At 60.5% G+C, this 21014-nt stretch carries 23 protein-coding genes; 13 read left to right on the forward strand and 10 right to left on the reverse strand.

Annotated elements, in window-relative coordinates; all coding sequences use genetic code 11:
- Nucleotides 1–84: 84 nt before the first annotated feature.
- From AACY31_RS23680 to AACY31_RS23705, 6 genes are all read left to right on the forward strand, one after another.
- Nucleotides 85–2370, forward strand: coding sequence for an ABC transporter permease subunit (locus AACY31_RS23680; RefSeq protein ID WP_339482430.1), 2286 nt, complete (start codon nucleotides 85–87; stop codon nucleotides 2368–2370).
- Nucleotides 2371–2385: 15 nt separating this feature from the next.
- A complete protein-coding gene (gene pstA / locus AACY31_RS23685; protein WP_339492531.1) occupies nucleotides 2386–4056 on the forward strand; it encodes a phosphate ABC transporter permease PstA in 1671 nt (556 codons plus the stop codon).
- A gap of 174 nt (nucleotides 4057–4230) precedes the next feature.
- Nucleotides 4231–5064 carry a phosphate ABC transporter ATP-binding protein PstB gene (pstB, locus tag AACY31_RS23690; protein WP_339482426.1) on the forward strand — a complete coding sequence of 278 codons (834 nt, stop codon included), beginning with the start codon at nucleotides 4231–4233 and terminating at the stop codon, nucleotides 5062–5064.
- A 97-nt stretch (nucleotides 5065–5161) separates the two neighbouring features.
- Nucleotides 5162–5923 carry a phosphate signaling complex protein PhoU gene (gene phoU, locus AACY31_RS23695; protein WP_339482425.1) on the forward strand — a complete coding sequence of 254 codons (762 nt, stop codon included), beginning with the start codon at nucleotides 5162–5164 and terminating at the stop codon, nucleotides 5921–5923.
- Between the two features lie 167 nt (nucleotides 5924–6090).
- The gene (locus tag AACY31_RS23700) at nucleotides 6091–7029 is read left to right on the forward strand and encodes a response regulator (protein ID WP_339482423.1); all 939 of its coding nucleotides are present in this window, start codon (nucleotides 6091–6093) and stop codon (nucleotides 7027–7029) included.
- A 236-nt stretch (nucleotides 7030–7265) separates the two neighbouring features.
- A complete protein-coding gene (locus tag AACY31_RS23705; protein ID WP_339482422.1) occupies nucleotides 7266–8162 on the forward strand; it encodes a M23 family metallopeptidase in 897 nt (298 codons plus the stop codon).
- Between the two features lie 220 nt (nucleotides 8163–8382).
- On the opposite strand, the gene AACY31_RS23710 is transcribed toward AACY31_RS23705, so the two are convergent.
- The 3 genes from AACY31_RS23710 to phoB form a co-directional block, all read right to left on the reverse strand.
- On the reverse strand, nucleotides 8383–9723 hold the full coding sequence (locus tag AACY31_RS23710; protein WP_030138217.1) for a hemolysin family protein: 1341 nt from the start codon (nucleotides 9721–9723) through the stop codon (nucleotides 8383–8385).
- Nucleotides 9724–9834: 111 nt separating this feature from the next.
- On the reverse strand, nucleotides 9835–11121 hold the full coding sequence (gene phoR / locus AACY31_RS23715; protein WP_339482490.1) for a phosphate regulon sensor histidine kinase PhoR: 1287 nt from the start codon (nucleotides 11119–11121) through the stop codon (nucleotides 9835–9837).
- A gap of 81 nt (nucleotides 11122–11202) precedes the next feature.
- Nucleotides 11203–11892, reverse strand: coding sequence for a phosphate regulon transcriptional regulator PhoB (gene phoB, locus AACY31_RS23720; RefSeq protein ID WP_003177195.1), 690 nt, complete (start codon nucleotides 11890–11892; stop codon nucleotides 11203–11205).
- 152 nt (nucleotides 11893–12044) lie between these two features.
- Here phoB and AACY31_RS23725 point away from each other — a divergent pair, with 152 nt between their 5' ends.
- Nucleotides 12045–12428 carry a COG4315 family predicted lipoprotein gene (locus AACY31_RS23725; protein WP_339482419.1) on the forward strand — a complete coding sequence of 128 codons (384 nt, stop codon included), beginning with the start codon at nucleotides 12045–12047 and terminating at the stop codon, nucleotides 12426–12428.
- Nucleotides 12429–12537: 109 nt separating this feature from the next.
- Here AACY31_RS23725 and ubiA read toward each other — a convergent pair whose 3' ends face one another.
- Both ubiA and AACY31_RS23735 read right to left on the reverse strand, forming a co-directional pair.
- A complete protein-coding gene (ubiA, locus tag AACY31_RS23730; protein WP_339482418.1) occupies nucleotides 12538–13428 on the reverse strand; it encodes a 4-hydroxybenzoate octaprenyltransferase in 891 nt (296 codons plus the stop codon).
- The gene (locus AACY31_RS23735) at nucleotides 13428–13991 is read right to left on the reverse strand and encodes a chorismate--pyruvate lyase family protein (RefSeq protein WP_339482417.1); all 564 of its coding nucleotides are present in this window, start codon (nucleotides 13989–13991) and stop codon (nucleotides 13428–13430) included. Before AACY31_RS23735 ends, ubiA begins: the two co-directional genes overlap by 1 nt.
- Before the next feature lie 176 nt (nucleotides 13992–14167).
- Between AACY31_RS23735 and AACY31_RS23740 the strand changes: the two genes are divergently transcribed.
- From AACY31_RS23740 to AACY31_RS23750, 3 genes are all read left to right on the forward strand, one after another.
- Nucleotides 14168–14335 carry a rubredoxin gene (locus AACY31_RS23740; protein WP_339482416.1) on the forward strand — a complete coding sequence of 56 codons (168 nt, stop codon included), beginning with the start codon at nucleotides 14168–14170 and terminating at the stop codon, nucleotides 14333–14335.
- Nucleotides 14336–14359: 24 nt separating this feature from the next.
- Complete coding sequence (locus AACY31_RS23745) at nucleotides 14360–15508, forward strand: NAD(P)/FAD-dependent oxidoreductase (RefSeq protein WP_339505148.1); 1149 nt, start codon at nucleotides 14360–14362, stop codon at nucleotides 15506–15508.
- Between the two features lie 191 nt (nucleotides 15509–15699).
- Nucleotides 15700–15975: an HU family DNA-binding protein gene (locus tag AACY31_RS23750; protein WP_024616330.1), complete on the forward strand. Its 276-nt coding sequence runs from the start codon at nucleotides 15700–15702 to the stop codon at nucleotides 15973–15975.
- 190 nt (nucleotides 15976–16165) lie between these two features.
- On the opposite strand, the gene AACY31_RS23755 is transcribed toward AACY31_RS23750, so the two are convergent.
- On the reverse strand, nucleotides 16166–17257 hold the full coding sequence (locus tag AACY31_RS23755; RefSeq protein ID WP_339482411.1) for an aminopeptidase: 1092 nt from the start codon (nucleotides 17255–17257) through the stop codon (nucleotides 16166–16168).
- A gap of 58 nt (nucleotides 17258–17315) precedes the next feature.
- Here AACY31_RS23755 and AACY31_RS23760 point away from each other — a divergent pair, with 58 nt between their 5' ends.
- A complete protein-coding gene (locus AACY31_RS23760) occupies nucleotides 17316–17729 on the forward strand; it encodes a PA0061/PA0062 family lipoprotein (RefSeq protein WP_339482410.1) in 414 nt (137 codons plus the stop codon).
- A gap of 40 nt (nucleotides 17730–17769) precedes the next feature.
- A complete protein-coding gene (locus tag AACY31_RS23765; RefSeq protein ID WP_339482408.1) occupies nucleotides 17770–18195 on the forward strand; it encodes a PA0061/PA0062 family lipoprotein in 426 nt (141 codons plus the stop codon).
- A gap of 5 nt (nucleotides 18196–18200) precedes the next feature.
- On the opposite strand, the gene AACY31_RS23770 is transcribed toward AACY31_RS23765, so the two are convergent.
- A complete protein-coding gene (locus tag AACY31_RS23770; RefSeq protein ID WP_339482407.1) occupies nucleotides 18201–18434 on the reverse strand; it encodes a DUF1161 domain-containing protein in 234 nt (77 codons plus the stop codon).
- 149 nt (nucleotides 18435–18583) lie between these two features.
- Nucleotides 18584–19015 (reverse strand): OsmC family protein, encoded by a 432-nt coding sequence (locus tag AACY31_RS23775; protein WP_339482406.1) that lies wholly within the window; start codon nucleotides 19013–19015, stop codon nucleotides 18584–18586.
- Nucleotides 19016–19251: 236 nt separating this feature from the next.
- Between AACY31_RS23775 and AACY31_RS23780 the strand changes: the two genes are divergently transcribed.
- The gene (locus AACY31_RS23780) at nucleotides 19252–20253 is read left to right on the forward strand and encodes an LLM class flavin-dependent oxidoreductase (RefSeq protein WP_339482405.1); all 1002 of its coding nucleotides are present in this window, start codon (nucleotides 19252–19254) and stop codon (nucleotides 20251–20253) included.
- Nucleotides 20254–20307: 54 nt separating this feature from the next.
- Here the strand turns inward: AACY31_RS23780 and AACY31_RS23785 are convergent, their stop codons facing one another.
- Both AACY31_RS23785 and AACY31_RS23790 read right to left on the reverse strand, forming a co-directional pair.
- Nucleotides 20308–20529: a DUF1161 domain-containing protein gene (locus tag AACY31_RS23785; RefSeq protein ID WP_339482403.1), complete on the reverse strand. Its 222-nt coding sequence runs from the start codon at nucleotides 20527–20529 to the stop codon at nucleotides 20308–20310.
- 116 nt (nucleotides 20530–20645) lie between these two features.
- Nucleotides 20646–20861: a dodecin gene (locus AACY31_RS23790; RefSeq protein ID WP_003196424.1), complete on the reverse strand. Its 216-nt coding sequence runs from the start codon at nucleotides 20859–20861 to the stop codon at nucleotides 20646–20648.
- Between the last annotated feature and the right edge of the window lie 153 nt (nucleotides 20862–21014).

Here is a 21014-nt window from a genome sequence, read left to right on the forward strand (position 1 = left end):
CCGCTGCCGCTCCCTGCTGGCGGCGGATTTGTTGCGTCACTGCATTGTCATCTTTCTGTCATACAGGATCGCTAGGGTGTGCGAATGAATGATCTGGCCAATTCCACAATGACTACGACTTCCCCTCCTAAGCGCATTGACTTCAATACGCCTGAGCTGCAACGCAAGCGCCGCATTCGCGCGCTCAAGGACCGCCTGACTCGCTGGTACGTGCTGATCGGCGGCCTCGCTGTCCTCGCTGCCATTACGTTGATCTTTTTCTTCCTGGCCTACGTGGTGGTGCCCCTGTTCCAGGGGGCGGACCTGACCGCCGAAGACTCGATCACCCCGGCCTGGATGCAAGACGCCGGCAAGCCCTTGATGATCTCCATCGAAGAACAGAACCAAGTCGCCATGCGGGTTTCCGACAAGGGGCAGGCGCTGTTTTTCGACCTCAGCAGTGGCGCCGAACTGCGCCGCGTCGACCTGCCAATTCCGGCTGGCGCCAGCGTGACCGCCATTGGCGAAGACCAGCCTGGCAGCCCATTGGTGGTAATCGGTCTGTCCAACGGCCAAGCCCTGGTATTCCGTCACACCTATAAGGTCACCTACCCGGACGGCAAGAAAACCATCTCGCCTGCCGTCGAATACCCCTACGGCGAGACGCCGATCGCATTGAACGAACAAGGCGCGGCCCTGGAACATGTCGGCCTAAACGCCACTGATTCGACTCTGCTGCTGGCTGGTTCCAGCGGTGCCCAACTGCAAGTGCTGTCGCTCACCAGCGAAGAAAACATGATGACCGGTGAGATCACCAGCGAGCAGACCCGCATCGACCTGCCGCAGATGACCGAGCCGGTGAAGAACATCTTCGTCGACCCGCGTCAGCAATGGTTGTATGTGGTCAACGGGCGTGCCCAGGCCGATGTGTTCAGCCTGCGGGACAAGAGCCTCAACGGCCGCTACAAACTGCTCGAGAACGCCGACGCCCAAGTCACCGCCAGCGCCCAGTTGGTGGGCGGGATCTCGCTGATCATCGGCGACTCCAAGGGTGGCCTGGCCCAGTGGTTCATGGCCCGCGATCCGGACGGCGAGTCGCGCTTCAAACAGATTCGTACTTTCCAGATGGGCAGCACGCCGATCGTTGAAATCAGCGCCGAAGAGCGGCGCAAGGGCTTCGTTGCGCTCGACGCGGCCGGCAAGCTTGGGGTGTTCCACAGCACCGCCCACCGCACCCTGCTGGTGGAGCAGGTGGTCGACGGCCAAGGCCTGTTCGGCATTTCACCACGGGCCAACCGCCTGATCGTGGAGCAGGGCGGCAAGCTGCAACCGCTGACGCTGGACAACCCGCATCCGGAAGTCTCGTGGAGCGCGTTGTGGAGCAAGGTCTGGTACGAAAACTACGACGAACCCAAGTACGTCTGGCAATCGACCGCCGCCAACACCGATTTCGAACCCAAGCTGAGCCTCTCGCCGCTGACCTTCGGTACCCTGAAAGCGGCGTTCTACGCGATGCTGCTGGCCGCGCCACTGGCGGTTGCCGCGGCGATCTACACCGCCTATTTCATGGCCCCGGGCATGCGTCGCAAGGTCAAGCCGGTAATCGAGCTGATGGAAGCCATGCCGACGGTGATCCTCGGGTTCTTCGCCGGCCTGTTCCTGGCGCCGTACGTCGAAGGGCATCTGCCGGGTATATTCAGCCTGCTGATGTTGCTGCCGATCGGCATCCTGGTCGCCGGTTTCGTCTTCAGCCGCTTGCCGGAATCCATTCGCCTGAGAGTGCCGGACGGCTGGGAAAGCGCCCTGCTGATCCCGGTGATCCTGTTCGTGGGCTGGCTCTCGCTGTACATGAGCCCGTACATGGAAGCCTGGTTCTTCGGCGGCGACATGCGCATGTGGATCTCCCACGACCTGGGCATCACCTACGACCAGCGCAACGCTTTGGTGGTCGGTCTGGCGATGGGCTTCGCGGTGATCCCGAACATCTACTCCATCGCCGAAGACGCCGTATTCAGCGTGCCGCGCGGCCTGACCCTGGGTTCCCTGGCCCTCGGTGCCACGCCGTGGCAGACCATGACCCGTGTGGTGATCCTCACCGCCAGCCCCGGCATCTTCTCGGGGCTGATGATCGGCATGGGCCGTGCAGTGGGCGAGACGATGATCGTGCTGATGGCCACCGGGAACACCCCGGTCATGGAAATGAACCTGTTCGAAGGCCTGCGTACCCTGGCGGCCAACGTGGCGGTGGAGATGCCTGAGTCGGAAGTCGGCGGCAGCCATTACCGCGTGCTGTTCCTGTCGGCCCTGGTGCTGCTGCTGTTCACCTTCGTCATGAACACCCTCGCCGAGCTGATCCGTCAGCGTCTGCGCAAGAAATATTCGTCGCTTTAAGAAAGGTAGAAGTCTGTGAAACAGAACTCCCTGAAAGGATGGTTCAAGAGCGGCGCCCCCGGCGTCTGGATCAGCGGTGGCGCTGTGTCCATCGCGGTCATCATGACCCTTGGCCTGCTGGCGGTGATCGCCGTGCGCGGCCTGGGCCACTTCTGGCCGGCGGACCTGATCCACGCCAACTACAACGTGCCGGGCATGCCTGCGCACTTGGTGGTCGGCGAAGTCGTGCAGAAAGAAGAAGTGCCTCGTGAGCGCCTGAAAAGCGCTGGCCTGCCGGTGCCGGACGAAGGCCCCGAGTTCATGACCCGCGAACTGATCAAGGTTGGTAACCGGGACCTGAACGGCACTGACTTCACCTGGATCGTCGGCGACTGGCTGACCAACCAGACCACGCCGCCGGAGCTGATGGCGATCGAGCGCCGTGAGTGGGGCAACTTCTACGGCTACCTGGTCAACGTCAAGGAAGACGGTAAGGTCGTCGCCGAAGGCGAAGCCGCCTGGCCGCAACTGCAGGCTCGCGTAAAGCGGGTCAACCAGTTGGCCGCTGAGCTCAAGACCCTGGAAAAAGTCGACATTGGTGCAATCAACGCCGGCCTGGAGCGGATCCGCCTGCACGGGCGCAAACTGGAGCTGGACGGCAAGCTTGATGCCGCCGCCCAAGCCGACCTGGAAAGCGAGCGCGCTGAACTCAATGCCCGTTACAAGGACATCGAAGTACGCCTGTCCGACCTGCATGCACAATTCAACCGTGACAGCCTGACCGCCCGGGATGCCAACGGCAAGGAAGTGGAGATCGGCATCGGCAAGGTGGTACACGCCTATCAACCGAACGGCATGGGCACGTTTGCCAAGCTCGGTTTCTATTTCAGCAAGGTATGGGAGTTCCTCAGCGACGACCCCCGTGAAGCCAACACCGAAGGTGGCATCTTCCCGGCGATTTTCGGCACCGTGATGATGACCCTGATCATGGCGATGATCGTGACGCCGTTCGGCGTGCTGGCGGCGGTTTACCTGCGTGAATACGCCCGTCAGGGCCCGATGACCCGCCTGATCCGCATCGCGGTGAACAACCTGGCCGGCGTTCCAGCCATCGTCTACGGTGTGTTTGGTTTGGGCTTCTTCGTCTATGTGCTGGGTGGTTCGGTCGACCGCCTGTTCTTCCCCGAGGCCTTGCCGGCGCCGACCTTCGGCACCCCGGGCCTGCTCTGGGCATCCCTGACCCTGGCGCTGCTGGCGGTGCCGGTGGTGATCGTGGCCACCGAGGAAGGCCTGGCGCGGATCCCGCGTACCGTGCGCGAAGGCTCCCTGGCCCTCGGCGCGACCAAGGCCGAGACCCTGTGGAAAATCGTCCTGCCCATGGCGAGCCCGGCGATGATGACCGGGATGATCCTCGCCGTGGCCCGTGCCGCCGGTGAGGTGGCACCACTGATGCTGGTTGGTGTGGTGAAACTGGCCCCGTCGCTGCCCCTGGACGGTAACTACCCGTACCTGCACCTGGACCAGAAGATCATGCACCTGGGCTTCCATATCTATGACGTGGGCTTCCAGAGCCCGAACGTCGAAGCGGCGCGACCGCTGGTGTACGCCACGGCGCTGCTGCTGGTGCTGGTGATCGCCACGCTTAACCTGTCGGCGGTGTGGATCCGTAACCACCTGCGCGAGAAGTACAAAGCACTGGATAGCTGATTACACATTGATCCTCTGTGGGAGCGAGCCTGCTCGCGATGGCATCACCTCGGTTCAAAGCCAAACCGAGTCGCCTGAATCGCGAGCAAGCTCGCTCCCACACAGACACAGACACAGATTGGATGGCCGCTCAGTGGCCAACCAAACCGAATTTGTTAGCACAGGGAGCCTCCCATGCAACACGAAGCACATACACACGGCATCAACATGTCGGCCCTGGGCCGCGACAAGCAAAGCCTGGACCTGGCCCAGGAAACCGTCGCCATCGAAGTGCCCGGCCTGAGCCTGTTCTACGGTGACAAGCAGGCACTGTATGACGTCAGCCTGAACATCCCGAAACAGCGCGTCACCGCGTTCATCGGCCCATCGGGCTGCGGCAAGTCAACCTTGCTGCGGACCTTCAACCGCATGAACGACTTGGTGGACGGTTGCCGCGTTGAAGGGGAAATCAACCTCTACGGCAACAACATCTACCGTAAGGGCGAAGATGTGGCCGAGCTGCGCCGTCGCGTGGGCATGGTGTTCCAGAAGCCCAACCCGTTCCCGAAAACTATCTACGAGAACGTCGTCTACGGCTTGCGCATCCAGGGCATCAACAAGAAGCGCATCCTCGACGAAGCCGTGGAATGGGCGCTCAAGGGCGCGGCGTTGTGGGATGAGGTCAAGGACCGCCTGCACGAATCGGCCCTGGGCCTGTCCGGCGGTCAACAGCAACGCCTGGTCATCGCTCGCACCATCGCCGTGGAACCGGAAGTGCTGTTGCTCGACGAACCCTGCTCGGCCCTGGACCCGATCTCGACGCTGAAAGTCGAAGAACTGATCTACGAGCTCAAGTCCAAGTTCACCATCGTCATCGTGACCCACAACATGCAACAGGCGGCGCGGGTTTCCGACTACACGGCGTTCATGTACATGGGCAAGCTGGTGGAGTTCGGTGACACCGACACCCTGTTCACCAATCCGGCCAAGAAACAGACCGAAGACTACATCACCGGTCGTTATGGCTAGTCGAGGCTGCTGCATAACCGCACTGCGCTATCAGGATCAACATTTAACTGCTTGAAGCTTGCAGCTTGAAGCTTGCAACTTTCGCGGAGCGAACAAGATGATTTCGAAGGAAGGCCTTACTCACCACATTTCCGCACAGTTCAACGCCGAGCTGGAGGAAGTGCGCAGTCACTTGCTGGCCATGGGCGGGCTGGTGGAAAAGCAGGTCAACGATGCGGTGACCGCGCTGATCGAGGCCGATTCCGGCCTGGCCCAGCAGGTGCGCGAAATCGATGACCAGATCAACCAGATGGAGCGCAACATCGACGAGGAGTGCCTGCGTATCCTGGCCCGTCGTCAGCCGGCGGCTTCCGACCTGCGCCTGATCATCAGCATCTCCAAGTCGGTGATCGATCTTGAACGGATCGGCGACGAAGCCACCAAGATCGCCCGTCGTGCCATTCAGTTGTGCGAAGAAGGCGAGGCGCCGCGCGGTTATGTCGAGGTTCGCCACATTGGCGACCAGGTGCGCAACATGGTTCGCGATGCTCTGGATGCCTTTGCCCGCTTCGACGCCGACCTGGCGTTGTCGGTGGCCCAGTACGACAAGATCATCGACCGCGAATACAAGACCGCCCTGCGCGAGCTGGCGACTTACATGATGGAAGACCCGCGCTCCATCTCCCGAGTATTGAGCATCATCTGGGTGCTGCGTTCTCTGGAGCGTATCGGCGATCATGCGCGCAACATCTCGGAACTTGTCATCTACCTGGTGCGCGGTACCGACGTGCGGCATTTGGGGCTCAAGCGCATGAAGGAAGAAGTTCAGGGCACCCCGTCCGAAACTGCTAATGTTCCGGGTAAAACTGACGATAAGTAAGATTGCCAGGAAAAGCGCCCGGCCTTCTGGTCGGGCTTTTTTTTGGGTTTTTTTTAATCGAAAGCAGCACCCCGCGAACGAAAAGTCCCGGCGTGACTGACGGTTTTTGGCAATGTGCCATCAGTAAAAGCGGTATGCTTGCCGGGATTTTTTAGAGGTGTATCTGGATGAGTAAGGTCAGTGTGTTGGTCGTGGACGATGCTTCGTTCATTCGTGACCTGGTGAAGAAGTGCCTGCGCAACTACTTCCCGGGTGTGCGCATCGAAGACGCGGTGAACGGCAAGAAAGCCCAAACCCTGCTGGCTCGCGAAGCGTTCGACCTGGTGTTGTGCGATTGGGAAATGCCGGAAATGTCCGGTCTGGAACTGCTGACCTGGTGCCGCCAGCAGGACAATCTCAAAGGTATGCCATTCGTGATGGTCACCAGCCGCGGCGACAAGGAAAACGTGGTCCAGGCGATCCAGGCTGGCGTTTCCGGCTACGTCAGCAAGCCGTTCACCAACGAACAGTTGCTGACCAAGGTCAAGCAGGCCCTGCATAAGGTCGGCAAGCTCGACACGCTGATGAACAGTGCCCCGACCAAGATGAACTCGGCCTTCGGCAATGACTCCTTAAGCGCCCTGACGGGTGGCAAGGCTCCGGTTGCGGCTGTTGCTTCGGCGCCTGCGGTAAACCCTTTTGCCAAGCCGGCTGCCGCCGCTGCGGCCCCGGCGCGTGGCTTGCTCAACAACCCACCGGTCAAGGCGCCGGTAGCCGCTGCTGCGTCGAGCAACCGCGGCCAAGGCCAGTTGCGGCTGTCCAGCGGTACCCAGCAATGCGTGATCAAGGCCCTGAGCCTCAAGGAAGCGCTGTTGGTGGTCAAGCGCTCCGACACCCTGCCGCAAGTACTCGAAGGTGCTGTGCTGGACATGGAGCAAGGCGACAACGCCGAAACCGCTCGTCTCAACGGCTACCTGCACGCCATCGTCGCCCATGAACAGACGCCCGACAGCGAATGGCTGCAACTGACGTTCCGCTTCGTCGACAAAGACCCGCAGAAGCTCGACTACATCTCCCGCCTGATCGCTCGCGGTACCGCGCAGAAGCACTTCGTACCAGGCGCCTGATTCGGCGTCGCCCTTGAGTCCGCTATCGCGAGCAGGCTCGCTCACAGTGATCTCAGTTGTCCACAGAATGTGTGTCCACAGCAGATCTAGTGTGTGCGAGCCTGCTCGCGATGGGGTTGTCAGTTTCGACACGGCACGATCTGCCCACCTATTTTGAAACATCCGTCGACTACGCGGGTCCATCCCAGCTGCTAGGCTGCTGTGCAGGCCTTCATTATTCGACAGAACCTTTACCCATGCTCGCATCCCTGCTGTTTGCCTGTGGTCTTGTCCTGGCCTCCACCTCGGCCGTGGCCATGACGATCTACAAATCCACCGATGCCAATGGCGTGGTGTCCTATAGCGACCGTCCCAGCAAGGGCGCCCAGGTGTTCGTGTTCCGCGACCGCATGGTCGAGCGCCTGGAGCGGCAGGTGTATCTCGATATCAAGAAGCAGAACGGCGCGGATGCGGTGTTCGTGCGCAACGATTTGTATGCGCCGGTGGAGATCGAGTTGAGTTTCGCCGGGCTGCGCAACGTCAGCGGGGCACCGAGCCGGCCGATTCGGCGAGTGCTGCCGGCGCGCAGCAACCTGCGCCTGGTGCTGCTCACGGCCACTCGGCCCGGTAGGCCACTGGTGTATACCCCACGGTTCGAATATTCCTTGGGCGACCCCGCAGGCGCGGCACAGGCCTATCGGTACCCGTTGCCGTGGCGTGGCGGACCGTTCCGGCTGAGCCAGGGCGCCAACGGCCAGTACAGCCATTACGGCCCGAAGAACCGCTACGCCATGGACATCGCCATGCCCGTAGGCACGCCGGTCATCGCGGCGCGGGGTGGCGTGGTCATCAAGACCGAAAACGAGCAGACCGGCCGTGGAGACGACCCTTCGGGCAACTTCGTGCGGGTGCTGCACGATGACGGGACCATGGGCGTCTACCTGCACTTGCAGAAAGGTTCGGTGAGCGTACGGGAAGGGCAACGGGTTGGGGTGGGCGCGCCATTGGCGTTGTCGGGCAATACCGGCAACAGCTCAGGCCCGCACCTGCATTTCGTGGTGCAGCGCAATACCGGGTTGGGGCTGGTGTCGATTCCCTACCAGTTCAATCAACCGGTGGGCGACCTGCCCAACTTTGCGGTAGGCAAGCAATAGCATCGGCAGATGCGAAGGCGTTTCGTGGTGGGGGATTTATCGTGGGAACAAGGCTTGCCCGCGACGAAGGCGACGCGGTCTTTCAGCTCTGTAGGCGCTGGCGAAGCCGGTGATCTTTTGATCTTTCGCTCCGGACTCTATTGGCCGTTAGAAGATCGCAGCCTCGCTTCGCTCGTCAGCTCCTACAGACCCAGTCATGCACTCAGCTTGGGATTGATGCTCAATCGAGCATCAACACCTTTGCCAGAATGATCTTCGGCCCTTTCATCTTCTTGATGATGATCCGCAGACCTTCGACTTCCAGCACTTCTTCCTCTTCCGGTACGCGCTTGAGGGTTTCATAGACCAACCCAGCCAGGGTTTCGGCTTCGATGTGGTCCAGGTCGATCCCCAGTAAACGCTCAACCTTGAACAGCGGCGTATCACCCCGTACCAGCAGCTTGCCCGGCTGATAGGCCAGGATGCCGCGTTCGGCTTTGCGGTGTTCGTCCTGGATGTCGCCCACCAGCACTTCCAGTACGTCTTCCATGGTCAGGTAGCCGATGATGTTGCCGTCGGCTTCCTCGACCACGGCGAAGTGCGAGCCGCCCTTGCGGAACTGCTCGAGCAATTGCGACAGCGGCATGTGCCGCGAGACGCGCTCCAGCGGCCGGGTCAGTTCGGCCAGGTTGAACGACTCGGGAATGTGATCCAGGGCCGCCAGTTCCAGCAGCAGGTCCTTGATGTGCAGCAGGCCGACGAACTCCTGACGCTCGCTGTCATACACCGGATAACGGCTGAACTTGTGGCGACGGAACATCGCCAGGATTTCCTTGAGCGGCGCGTTGAACTCCAGTGTCACCAGGTCTTCCCGGGAGTTGGCCCAGTCCACGACTTCCAGCTCGCCCATTTCCACGGCCGAGGCCAGTACGCGCATGCCTTGGTCACTCGGGTCCTGGCCACGGCTGGAGTGCAGGATCAGCTTCAGTTCTTCACGGCTGTAATGGTGTTCGTGATGTGGGCCGGGTTCGCCTTGGCCGGCGATGCGCAAGATGGCGTTGGCGCTGGCGTTGAGCAGGTAGATCGCCGGGTACATGGCCCAGTAGAACAGGTACAGCGGCACGGCGGTCCACAGCGACAGCAGCTCGGGTTTGCGAATGGCCCAGGATTTGGGCGCCAGTTCACCGACCACGATGTGCAGGTACGAAATGATGAAGAACGCGGTGAAGAACGACACGCCCTTGATCACTTCCGGCGACTGTACGCCGACCGCGCCGAGCAACGGCTCAAGGATGTGGGCGAACGCCGGCTCACCGACCCAGCCCAGTCCCAGGGACGCCAGGGTGATACCCAGCTGGCACGCCGACAGGTAAGCATCGAGCTGGCTGTGGACGGTGCGCAGGATGTGTCCGCGCCAGCCGTTCTGCTCGGCAATGGCTTCGACCCGGGTCGAACGCAGCTTGACCATGGCGAATTCGGCCGCAACGAAAAAACCGTTGAGCAAAACCAGGATCAGCGCAAAAAGAATCATGCCGAATTCGGCGAAGAGTGTGACGAGGGACAAGCCAGGGGAAGGGTCCATGATGGGGTTTTGCGGGTTCCGTAAAGTCGTAGGAATAAAAATGTGCACCTGAAAAGGCAGGCGCAAGTCAGCCAATGTAGCGGCTGACTCGGCGGTTGCCTAGGGGGGCGTTTAATCAGCGGGGCGGGCGAGGCGTGCGCGAACCGCCTGGGCCGGGGCGAAATGGCAGGTAAAGGTGCTGCCATGGCCGGGTACGCTGCTGATTTCCATACGGGCGCGGTGGCGCAGCAGGACGTGTTTGACGATGGCCAGGCCCAGCCCGGTGCCTCCGGTATTGGAGTTGCGGCTGGAGTCGACACGGTAGAAGCGTTCGGTCAGGCGCGGCAGGTGTTTGCTGTCGATGCCAATGCCCGAATCGCGCACGCTCAGGTGCGCGCCTTGCTCATCGCCCCACCAGCGCACATGGATCCGGCCTTGCTCCGGCGTGTATTTGACCGCGTTGAACACCAGGTTGGAAAACGCACTGCGCAGTTCCGCCTCGCTGCCTTTGAGCTGCACGGCCGCGTCGGCTTCCAGGGTGATGGTCTGCTGCTTGGAGCCGGACAGTTCCTGCGCATCTTCGACAATGGTTTGCAACAGCTCGTCGATGGGCACTGGATGGTTGTCCGACGGGTAATCGGTGGCTTCCAGCTTCGCCAGCAGCAACAAGTCGTTGAGCAGGGTTTGCATGCGCCCGCTTTGCTGGTGCATCTGCTGCAAGGCTCGGCTCCAGCGCGGGTTCACCTCCTCGACGTTGTCGAGCAGGGTTTCCAGGTAGCCGCAGATCACGGTCAACGGCGTGCGCAGTTCGTGGGAAACGTTGGCGATGAAGTCCTTGCGCATCTGTTCCAGCTGATGAATACGCGTGACGTCGCGCACCAGCATCAAATGCTCATTGTTGCCATAGCGCGTGATGTACAGCTGGATGCGTAGCCGATCATTGGTGGGCGAAGGGATCTCCAGCGGCTCGGCGTAGTTGGCCTGCTCGAAATATTCCTTGAAACGCGGATGGCGTACCAGGTTGGCTACCGGCTGGCCGCTGTCCTGTGGCGTCTTGAGGCCTAACAGGGTCTCGGCGGCACGGTTCCACCACTCCAGGTTGCCGTCGCTGTCGAGCATGATCACCGCGTCTTTCAGCGCGGCGGTGGACTCCTGGACCCGGTCGATCACGGCCTGCAGGCGCCCGCGAACGCGTTGGTCGCGCCGTTGCAGGTGGTAGATGCTGTCGAACACCTCACCCCACAGGCCATAGCCGTCGGGTGGTGCTTCGTCGGGTTGGTGCAGGCGCAGCCATTCATGCAGGCGCAGCAATTGCTTGAGTGTCCAGGCCAGGTAAAGCCCCAGGCCGGCGGCCAGGCTCCAGCCGTAATAACCGCTGATCAGGCCGATCAGCAAACAGCCGGTCACCAGCAACAACATGTGGCGAATCAGGGTGCCATGCCAGTTTTGGTTCACGTGACGCGCGTCCTTGTCAGCTTTGTCGGGCGGTAAGGGCTCGGATCAGGCCTTGGTCGAAAAACGATAACCGGTGCCGCGCACGGTTTGTACCAGATTTTCATAGGCATCGCCGAGGGCCTTGCGCAGACGCCGGATGTGCACGTCTACGGTGCGCTCCTCGACATAGACGTTGCCGCCCCAGACCTGGTCCAGCAGTTGGCCGCGGGTGTAGGCACGCTCTTGGTGAGTCATGAAGAATTGCAGCAGTCGGTATTCGGTCGGGCCCATCTCGGCGGGTTTGCCATCGATGGTCACGCGGTGGCTGATCGGGTCGAGCAGCAGGCCACCGACTTCGATGGGGGCTTCGCCGTCTGTCGGCCCGGCGCGTCGCAGCACGGCCTTCAGGCGAGCGACCAGCTCCCGGGGGGAAAACGGCTTGGTGATGTAGTCGTCGGCGCCGACTTCCAGGCCCTGGATTTTGTTGTCCTCTTCGCCCTTGGCGGTGAGCATGATGATCGGAATATCACCGGTCAGCTCATCGCGCTTGAGGCGCCGTGCCAGTTCGATGCCAGACGTGCCGGGCAGCATCCAGTCCAGCAGGATCAGGTCGGGCTTGCGGTCGACGATGATGGCGTGGGCCTGTTGAGAGTTTTCTGCTTCCATGCAGTCATAGCCGGCCATCTCCAACGCAACGGCGATCATCTCGCGGATGGGCGCCTCGTCGTCGACGATCAGAATGCTCCTGCCAACCATGGGTTAATCCTCTTGTCATTTAACTGTCTTGCGCCGCATTAGATAACGGAATTATTGCAGTCGTGTGACATTTGTTTCGGCACCCGGCAGTGTAGAGGATCCTGGACTAAGCTTTTCAGTCCGAATTCTGACAACTACAAAGGAAGGTTTCCATGACACAAATGACTGTTTCTTTCAAAGCCCTGCTGATGGCTGCTGCCCTGGCACTGCCTGGATTGGCGATGGCTGCCGATCCTGCGATGGAGAAGGACGGCATGTTTACGGACCATAAGGGCATGACCCTTTACACCTTCGCCAAGGACTCGGCCGGCAAGTCGGTGTGCAATGACAAGTGTGCGGCCAATTGGCCTCCGCTGATGGCTGAGGCGGGTGACAAATCCATGGGGGACTGGACCGTGATCAAGCGTGATGATGGCTCAATGCAGTGGGCCTATCAGGGCATGCCGCTGTACACCTTCGTGATGGACAAGAACGCCGGAGACATGACCGGCGACGGTAAAATGGACGGCGCCTGGAAAGTTGCCAAGGCCAAGTAATGGCTAAAACCGTGTAGGAGCGAGCCTACTCGCGAAGGCGTCTGTTCGGCCGGCATCCTTGAATGACTTGGCGCTTTCGCAAACAGGCTCGCTCCCACAGGTTTGGGAATCACCTCAGGGCGTAATCCAGCACAATCCCCACGAAAATCGCCAAGCCGGCCCAATGGTTGTGCAGGAACGCCTCGAAGCAACGTATCCGGTCCCGATCACGGGTGTACCAGAATTCCCAGGCGAAGCACGCGGCAGCGGCCACCAGCCCCAGGTGGAACCAGCCGCCCAGTTGAAATTTCGCACCGGCCAACAGCAGGCAACCCAAGGCCAGGCCTTGCAACGTCAGGATGATCACCCGGTCGGCATCGCCAAACAGGATCGCCGTGGACTTCACGCCGATGCGCAGGTCATCGTCCCGGTCGGTCATCGCGTAATAGGTGTCGTAGCCCACCGTCCACAGCAGGTTGGCGATGTACAGCAACCAGGCTGCGGCCGGCAGATGACCGGTTTCGGCGGTGAACGCCATCGGCATGCCCCAGGAGAACGCCGCGCCCAGCACCACTTGTGGGTAATAGGTATAGCGCTTCATGAACGGGTAGCTGAACGCCAGCGCCAGGCCTCCGAGGGAGAGCAGGATGGTCGGTGCGTTGGTACACAGCACCAGCAGGAAGCTCACGCTCATCAGCACGGCGAAGAACACCAGTGCCTCTTTCGAACTGATCTTGCCGCTCACCAGCGGGCGTTGCTCGGTGCGCTTGACGTGACCGTCCACCTTGCGGTCGGCCCAGTCATTGATCACACAGCCGCCGGCGCGGGTCAGCACCACGCCGAGGACGAAAATCACCACATTGGCGATGGACGGCGAGCCTTCACCGGCAATCCATAGCGCCCACAACGTCGGCCACAGCAGCAGGTAGATGCCGATGGGCTTGTCCATGCGGGTCAGTTGCACGAAGTCCCAGGCCCGTGGGTTCAGGCGGTTCAAGGATTTGAGCAGTTGCACATACATCAGCAATTCTCCGAATAGGCACGGGCAACGGCCCACAGCTGCGGCAGGAAAATTTCCGCCACCAGCACGCTCAACGCACCGCGATCGAAACGTGAACGGCGACCCCACAGCCCGCTGGCGCGCACTTGTTCCGGCAACCCGGCGTCGGGGTAATGGCAGACCTCGATGGCTCGGCGCTGGAACGCCTGGTCGCAAAACAGCAACTCCCCCAGGGAACGGCTGCCCAGTTCGTCCATCTGCAAGCCGTCACCCTGCAAGGCGCTGCGCGCCGCCACACTGCGGGCGAACACCCAAGGTTGGTCGCGGCCGCGCAGATACACCTCGCGTACCCAGCCCTCGCTGCCCTCGACCAGGTCCAGAGCCGCGCATTCGTCGGTGCGCAATGGCTGCCAGCCTTCGAACAACGGCGTTACGCTGAAATGGCCGTCCGACAGGCGCGTTAGGCGTCGGGTCAGGGAGCCTTCGTCGAACAGCCAATCGAGTACACCCGCATCGGGGCGGGGTGACAGCAGGGGCTGGGGCAGCCATTGGAGTGTAGGAAATATCGAATTTGTATGCGGCACAGAGGTCTTCAATGGCAGCAAATGAGGGCGCGAGCTTACCATGGCAGTCGCGGGTTTTGATTGACCCGGCCTGCTGCCCTGCTGATCCTGCTTGCATCTGTCGCAAGCGATCAGTACAAAACGGCCCTGAGCCGGAAAATACCGGCCAAGGCCTGACATCTTGAGGAAGTATTGGAATGAAGAAGTGGCAATGTATCGTCTGCGGCCTGATCTACAACGAAGCCGAGGGTTGGCCGGATGATGGCATCGTGGCCGGCACTCTCTGGCAAGACGTCCCCGAAGACTGGCTGTGCCCGGACTGCGGCGTCGGCAAAATGGATTTCGAAATGATCGAAATCAACTGATCGTTCCCCCCACTGGAGAGCAACATGAGTGCACCTGTCGTCATCGTCGGTACTGGGCTGGCCGGTTACAACCTGGCCCGGGAGTTTCGCAAGCTCGACAGCGAAACCCCGCTGCTGCTGATTACCGCGGACGACGGTCGCTCGTATTCCAAGCCGATGCTCTCCACAGGCTTTGGAAAAAACAAGGATGCCGACGGCCTGAGCATGGCCGAGCCGGGGGGTATGGCCGAGCAACTCAAGGCTGAAATACGCACCCACACCCGTATCAGCGGCATCGATCCTGGCCATAAACGGCTGTGGATCGGCGAAGAGGCGGTGAGCTACCGTGACCTGATCCTGGCCTGGGGCGCCGAAACCGTGCGCGTGCCGGTGCAGGGCGATGCGGCGCAGCTGATTTTTCCGATCAACGACCTGGAAGACTACGCACGCTTCAGGGCCGCCGCCGCCGGCAAGCGCCGGGTGTTGTTGCTTGGTGCTGGACTGATTGGTTGCGAGTTCGCCAACGACCTGAGCCTGGGCGGCTACGAAGTGCAACTGGTGGCGCCGTGCGAGCAAGTCATGCCGACGCTGCTGCACCCGGCCGCAGCTACTGCGGTCCAGGCCGGGTTGGAAAGCCTCGGCGCGCGTTTCCACCTGGGCCCCGTGCTCAACCGCTTGCAGACGGTCGCCGACGGGCTCGAGGCGCACCTGTCCGACGGTCAGGTGATTGCCTGTGACCTGGTGGTTTCGGCCATCGGCTTGCGCCCTCGTATAGACCTGGCGGCGGCCGCCGGCCTGGCGGTCAACCGCGGCGTCGTGGTCGACCGCCACCTGGAAACCTCTCACGCCAACATCTACGCCCTGGGCGACTGCGCCGAGGTCGACGGCTTGAACCTGCTGTATGTCATGCCGCTGATGAGCTGCGCCCGGGCCCTGGCCCAGACCCTGGTCGGCAACCGGACGGCCGTCAGCTACGGCGCCATGCCAATTACTGTAAAAACCCCGGTGTGCCCTCTGGTGGTGTCGCCACCACCGCGAGGCAGCGAGGGCGTGTGGAGCGTCGAAGGCCAGGGCGCGGACATCAAGGCGCTATGCCGCGACGCTCAAGGCAACCTGCTGGGCTACGCGCTGACAGGCTCGGCGGTCATGGAGAAACTGGCACTGAACAAAGAACTTCCACCCCTGCTGGCGTAAATACTGGTCGTTCTGTCGCAAAAGCCCTGCTTTTGGTCCCACAAAGGTCGCCCGGACACTGGCGCTGTTTTCGGCACCGTGCCATCCTCACTCTCGTCTGCCGCAGAGTAGAGCCTGCGGCGCCTTAGGGGCTGTTCCAAAGAGAACGGCACGGACATAACAACAAAAAAACCGTCAAAGGGGCTTCATTCATGCGTAAACCAGACCTCGCCGCCGCCATCGCGGAAAAAGCAGACCTCACCAAAGAACAAGCCAATCGCGTCCTCAACGCCGTCCTCGAAGAAATCACCGGCGCCCTGCACCGCAAGGACAGCGTCACCCTGGTGGGCTTCGGCACTTTCCTGCAACGCCACCGCGGCGCACGCACTGGCAAAAACCCACAGACCGGTGAGCCGGTGAAGATCAAGGCCAGCAACACCGTTGCCTTCAAACCAGGCAAGTTCTTGAAAGACAGCGTCAACCCGTAATTGCTGCAAGTACCTCGCTCAGGGGGAAGAAAGCGGCAATCAAAAGGGCATACCGATGAATCGGCATGCCCTTTTTTGTGCGTTGTGTAGGCGCTGCCGCAGGCTGTGATCTTTCACTTGAGGCTCAAGCGTCAGGGAAAAGGTCGCAGCCTCGCTTCGTTCGGCAGCTCCTACACGCGATGACGTGTGCCTAGTTCGCAGAGGTTTTCGGCGCTGCCAACGCCTTCAAAGCAGCCTTGCGTTCGTCGATCGGCAATTTGCCGAGTTTTTCCACCGCCGCATAAAACCCAACCCAGTCCCCGCCCTCCCGCCTGAATAGCGCCGCAAACGCCGGCACCCACTGGTCGTACAGCCCGAACGGTAGCAACCGCGCGTTGTTCAGTGGGGCATAGACCCAGGCATCGTAGCGTTTGTCGCCGGCCCATTGAGTGTCGCGCAACTGCTCATAGTCGGTGCGCAGGCGTTCGAATACCTGTGCCTTGCGTTGGCGCATCTGTTCGGTCGACAGGGGGTGGGTGTAGAGCTCTTCCAGGCGCTGGCGGGTGTCGAGGATCAATTGGATAAATTGGTCGCGCTGGCGCACCTGCTTGCCGTTATCCGGCGCCAGCCCACGACTGGCGCGCCATTGCCGGCTGCCTTCTTGCTCGACGAAGGTGGCGAAGGACTCATTGAATTCGGTGTCGTCCTTCACATAAAACCGCTGGTGCGCCAGTTCATGGAAGATCAGCGTCGCCAGGCGTTCGTCGCCCCAATGCATCATCGAACTCAGGATTGGATCGTTGAACCAACCCAGTGTCGAGTAGGCCTCTACACCACCGATCGACACGTCCATGCCCTGCAAGCGCTGCAATGCGGCCTCGCCACGGGCGGCGCCCTGGCTGTAATAACCGCGATAAGCCACGCATCCGGCAATGGGGAAACAATGATTTTGCGGCGCCAGGGAAAACTCTGGCGTGGTGAAAACGTTCCAGACTACGAACGGCCGACCAATGTCTGCATACAGGCGATAGCTTCTATTGTTCGGTAAATGCAGGTGATCACTGGCGAACGTCCGTGCCTCACGTGCCTGGATCAGGTGCGCCCTCAGTTGGGCATCGCGAGCAGGGTCGGCAATGACCTGGTCGATAGGCTCCCGGGCCTGCAACAATCGCAGTTGCCCGCCGACGAGCTGGCTGTAATAACCGGCGCTTGTGCAACCGTTCAGCAACAAAAGCAGGAGGCCTGGAAACAAAGTCTGGAAAACACGGTCGAGTAACCGATGGCTTGAACGCGGCCTGGTCAATTGGAATCACCCTGGGAAGTCTGCCCACAAGACTATCTCGCTTGCCTGGAGCTTCGCTATGCGCGTGTTGATGCTGACGAGTGGCCTGTTGCTGCTGACCGGTTGCGCCGGTTTGCCTGATCCTGATCCATCCCAAGCGTGGATCGACCTGGGAAACCAGCAGGACACCGCGCTGCAAGCGCTAAAAGTCGATGACAAGACCTCCATCGACCGGCGTTATTTCGAAGTGCAACCCGGCAGCCATGAGCTGACGGTGCGTTATCAATTTGCCGTCGAGCCCGGCAACATTGGCCCGGAGGCCGAGCCGCTATGGCGTGATTGTCGGTTGAACGTGAAGTTCAAGGACTTCAATGCGGGCCAACGTTACCAATTGCAGGCCGGCAGCATTGGTTTCCGGCCATGGGCCAAGCTTTATGATCAGCAACGCAAAGTGGTGGGGCAAGGTACGCCGGCGGGCTGCCAACAAACGTGATTGGCGCTATTCTCTGGGTCTGATTTTCAGGAAGTTCACCATGCGCTTACCTTTATTGTTACTGGCCCTGGTCTCCATGAGCGGTTGTGCAACGAGCCCGCTGCCCCAGGTCGACCCGAACATGGCGTGGATCGATTTTGCTACCCCCATGCCGGGCGGCAAAATGCTGATGGCTGAAAGCCTGGATGGCCAGCGATTGCGAGATGGACGGTTCTTTCAGGTTTCGCCGGGCAGCCACGAACTGAAAGTTCGCTTCGACTTCGAGGTGTTTAGCGGTGGTGGGCTGGGTATGCAAGCCGAGCCACAAGAGCGGCTGTGCTACATGCTCGTGCGTTATGACCATTTCGAGGCCGGCCAGCGCTATCGACTGGAGGCTCGCAACCTGGCGTTTACACCCAGCGCCCGGCTCTATGACGCCAAGCGTCAAATCGTGGCCGAAGAGCGACAAGTCAATTGCGTTCCGTAGGACGACTAGCGGTCGTTCTTCTGGTAGATGATTTTCTTCGTGCCGTTTTCGCAAGTGCCCACCACCATGTTCTGGTCGTGGACTTCGTCGTTGGTGACGATTTCCAGCGTGTAGGACGACACGTTATTGGCCTGGATCTTCGCTTCGATTTCCGCTTTCAGCTCTTCGCAGGATTTGGGGGCTGCAAGGGCTGATGCAGCGAATGCGCAACCGATGATCACCAGGGCTGATCGTTTCATGTTCGAATTCCTCATGGCAGCACGCACTGCCTGTGCGCTGAAACTGCAGGCTTCATTCGATCATAATTGCGCCAGGGTAAACAGCTCGACCGCATTCATGAAATCGCAGCCTTCGGCAGCGCCTGCGAAGGCTGCGACCCTTTCATGCGTCAGTTCACCAGTGTCGCATCCAGGGTGATCTGGGCGTTCAGTACCTTGGAAACCGGGCACCCTTCCTTGGCCTTCTTGCTCAGTTCGTCGAATTGCGCCTGGCTGGCGCCGGGGATTTTCGCTTTGAGCACCAACTTGACTGCCGTGATCGCGAAACCGCCATCGACCTGGTCCAGGGTCACTTCAGCGTTGGTGTCGATGCTGTCGGCCTTGAGCCCGGCATCACCGAGGATCATCGAAAAGGCCATGGAAAAGCAGCCGGCATGGGCCGCGCCGATCAATTCCTCTGGGTTGGTGCCCTTGCCGCCTTCGAAGCGCGCCTTGAAGCCATAGGGCGCATCGCGCAGCACACCGGTTTCCGTGGAAATGGAGCCGATACCGGTTTTCAGGTCACCTTCCCAATGAGCCGATGCTTTCTTGATGATAGCCATGTCTGCCTCCTGAAGATCTGGCGCGAGAGACGCGCCTGGGTATTTTTTAGCTGTCTGGGTTGTGAGGATAGACCGCCCGGAAAAGTTCACCTTGTCGATTAGCTGACAAATTTAGTAGGAAAATTCTTCGCGGCTATTGAAACTCGGGTATATGCCCACATTGCATGGAGCACACCTGTAGAAACGGCAGGCTTTTGCCCTGGAAAAGCCCGGAACGCCGTTGGAGATCCCAGCCCATGAAACAGCTGTCCGAAGTGAAATTCTCAACCCTCGACCTGGTGCCTGTTCGCGCCGATGGCAATGCCGCCCAGTCCTTGCGCAACTCGTTGGACCTGGCGCAGCACGTGGAAAAGTACGGTTATACCCGCTTCTGGGTGGCCGAACACCACAACATGGACGGTATCGCCAGCTCCGCGACGGCGGTGCTGCTGGGGTATCTGGCGGGGGGCACTTCGACGATTCGTGTCGGCTCCGGCGGCGTCATGTTGCCCAATCACGCGCCGTTGATCATCGCCGAACAGTTCGGCACGTTGGAAAGCCTCTACCCGGGTCGAATCGACCTGGGGCTGGGGCGTGCGCCAGGTTCCGACCAGATGACTGCCCGGGCGCTGCGTCGCGAGCGCTCCGGCAGCGCGGACGATTTCCCCGAAGACGTGACCGAGCTGATGCGTTATCTGGGCCCGCGCACCCCGGACCAACGCATCATCGCCATGCCCGGCACCGGCACCAATGTGCCGGTGTGGCTGCTGGGTTCGAGCCTGTTCAGTGCGCAATTGGCCGGTGAACGCGGTTTGCCCTACGCATTCGCCTCCCATTTCGCACCGCGCTATATGCACGAGGCGATTCGCGTCTACCGCAACCACTTCAAGCCGTCGGCAGTGCTCGACAAGCCTTATGTGATGCTTGGCGTGCCGCTGGTGGCGGCGGATACGGATGAACAGGCCGATTACTTGGCGACGTCGGTGTACCAGCGGATCCTGGCGTTGATGCGTGGCCAGAGCCTGGTGCAGCGTCCGCCTGTCGAAACCATGAACGGCCTCTGGTTGCCCCATGAGAAAGAGGCGGTGGGTGATTTCCTCGGCCTAGCCATGGTTGGCAGCCCGCAGAAGATTCGCGCCAAGCTACAAGTGCTGATCGAGCAAACCCAGGCCGATGAGCTGATTTTCACCAGTGATCTGTACGAACACGCCGATCGTTTGCACTCATACGAGTTGCTGGCGCAGGTCATGAAAGGCTGAATGACGCGCATAAAAAAGCCGACGCATTGCGTCGGCTTTGACGTTCGAAAAGAATCACTTTTTATAGATGATTTCTTTCGTACCACCCTCACAGGTGCCTACGACTTTTCCGTCAGTCGCTGTGCCTTTCTCGACGATTTCCAGCGAATAACCTGACACGCCCTTGCCATCCAGCTTCGCTGCGATTTCGCTTTTCAGCTCTTCGCAGGGCTTGCCGGCCGCAAACGCACCACCGGCAAGGCTCAGCAAGCCCAGGGCCACCATCAACTTGTTCATCGCTCGCACTCCTTGGTCGGATCAAATAGGGCAGGTAATGGAAAAAATAGAATGCGCATGCCATAGCGCATCGCCATCTCCTATGGCACTCCGCCAGCGTGCAAGTTCATCGTTCCTCAGCTATTTACAATCCGGAACCCGACTTTGAGGGTGACCTGAAAGTGCGCGGCCCGGCCGTTTTCGATATGTCCACGGGTTTCCGTGACTTCGAACCACTCCAGGTGCTTGAGGCTTTTGCTGGCCTCGGCCAAGGCGTTGTTGATGGCGTCTTCAATGCTGGTGGGAGACGAGCCGACCAGCTCGACTTTTTTGTAGGTGTGATGATCACTCATGAGGTTCTCCTTGGTTGTGTTTAACAGCCTAGCAGCGATTTTTCGTCATACGTGTGTCGCCGTTTGCGCGCTGAAGTTCAGATTTACTGCACTTTCAGAAACGCGCGCAGTCCCAATTCACACACGCCACTCAACCACTGCAGGAGAGAGCCA

Source organism: Pseudomonas sp. RL_105y_Pfl2_101, assembly GCF_963970585.1.
In the GTDB taxonomy this organism is placed as follows: domain Bacteria; phylum Pseudomonadota; class Gammaproteobacteria; order Pseudomonadales; family Pseudomonadaceae; genus Aquipseudomonas.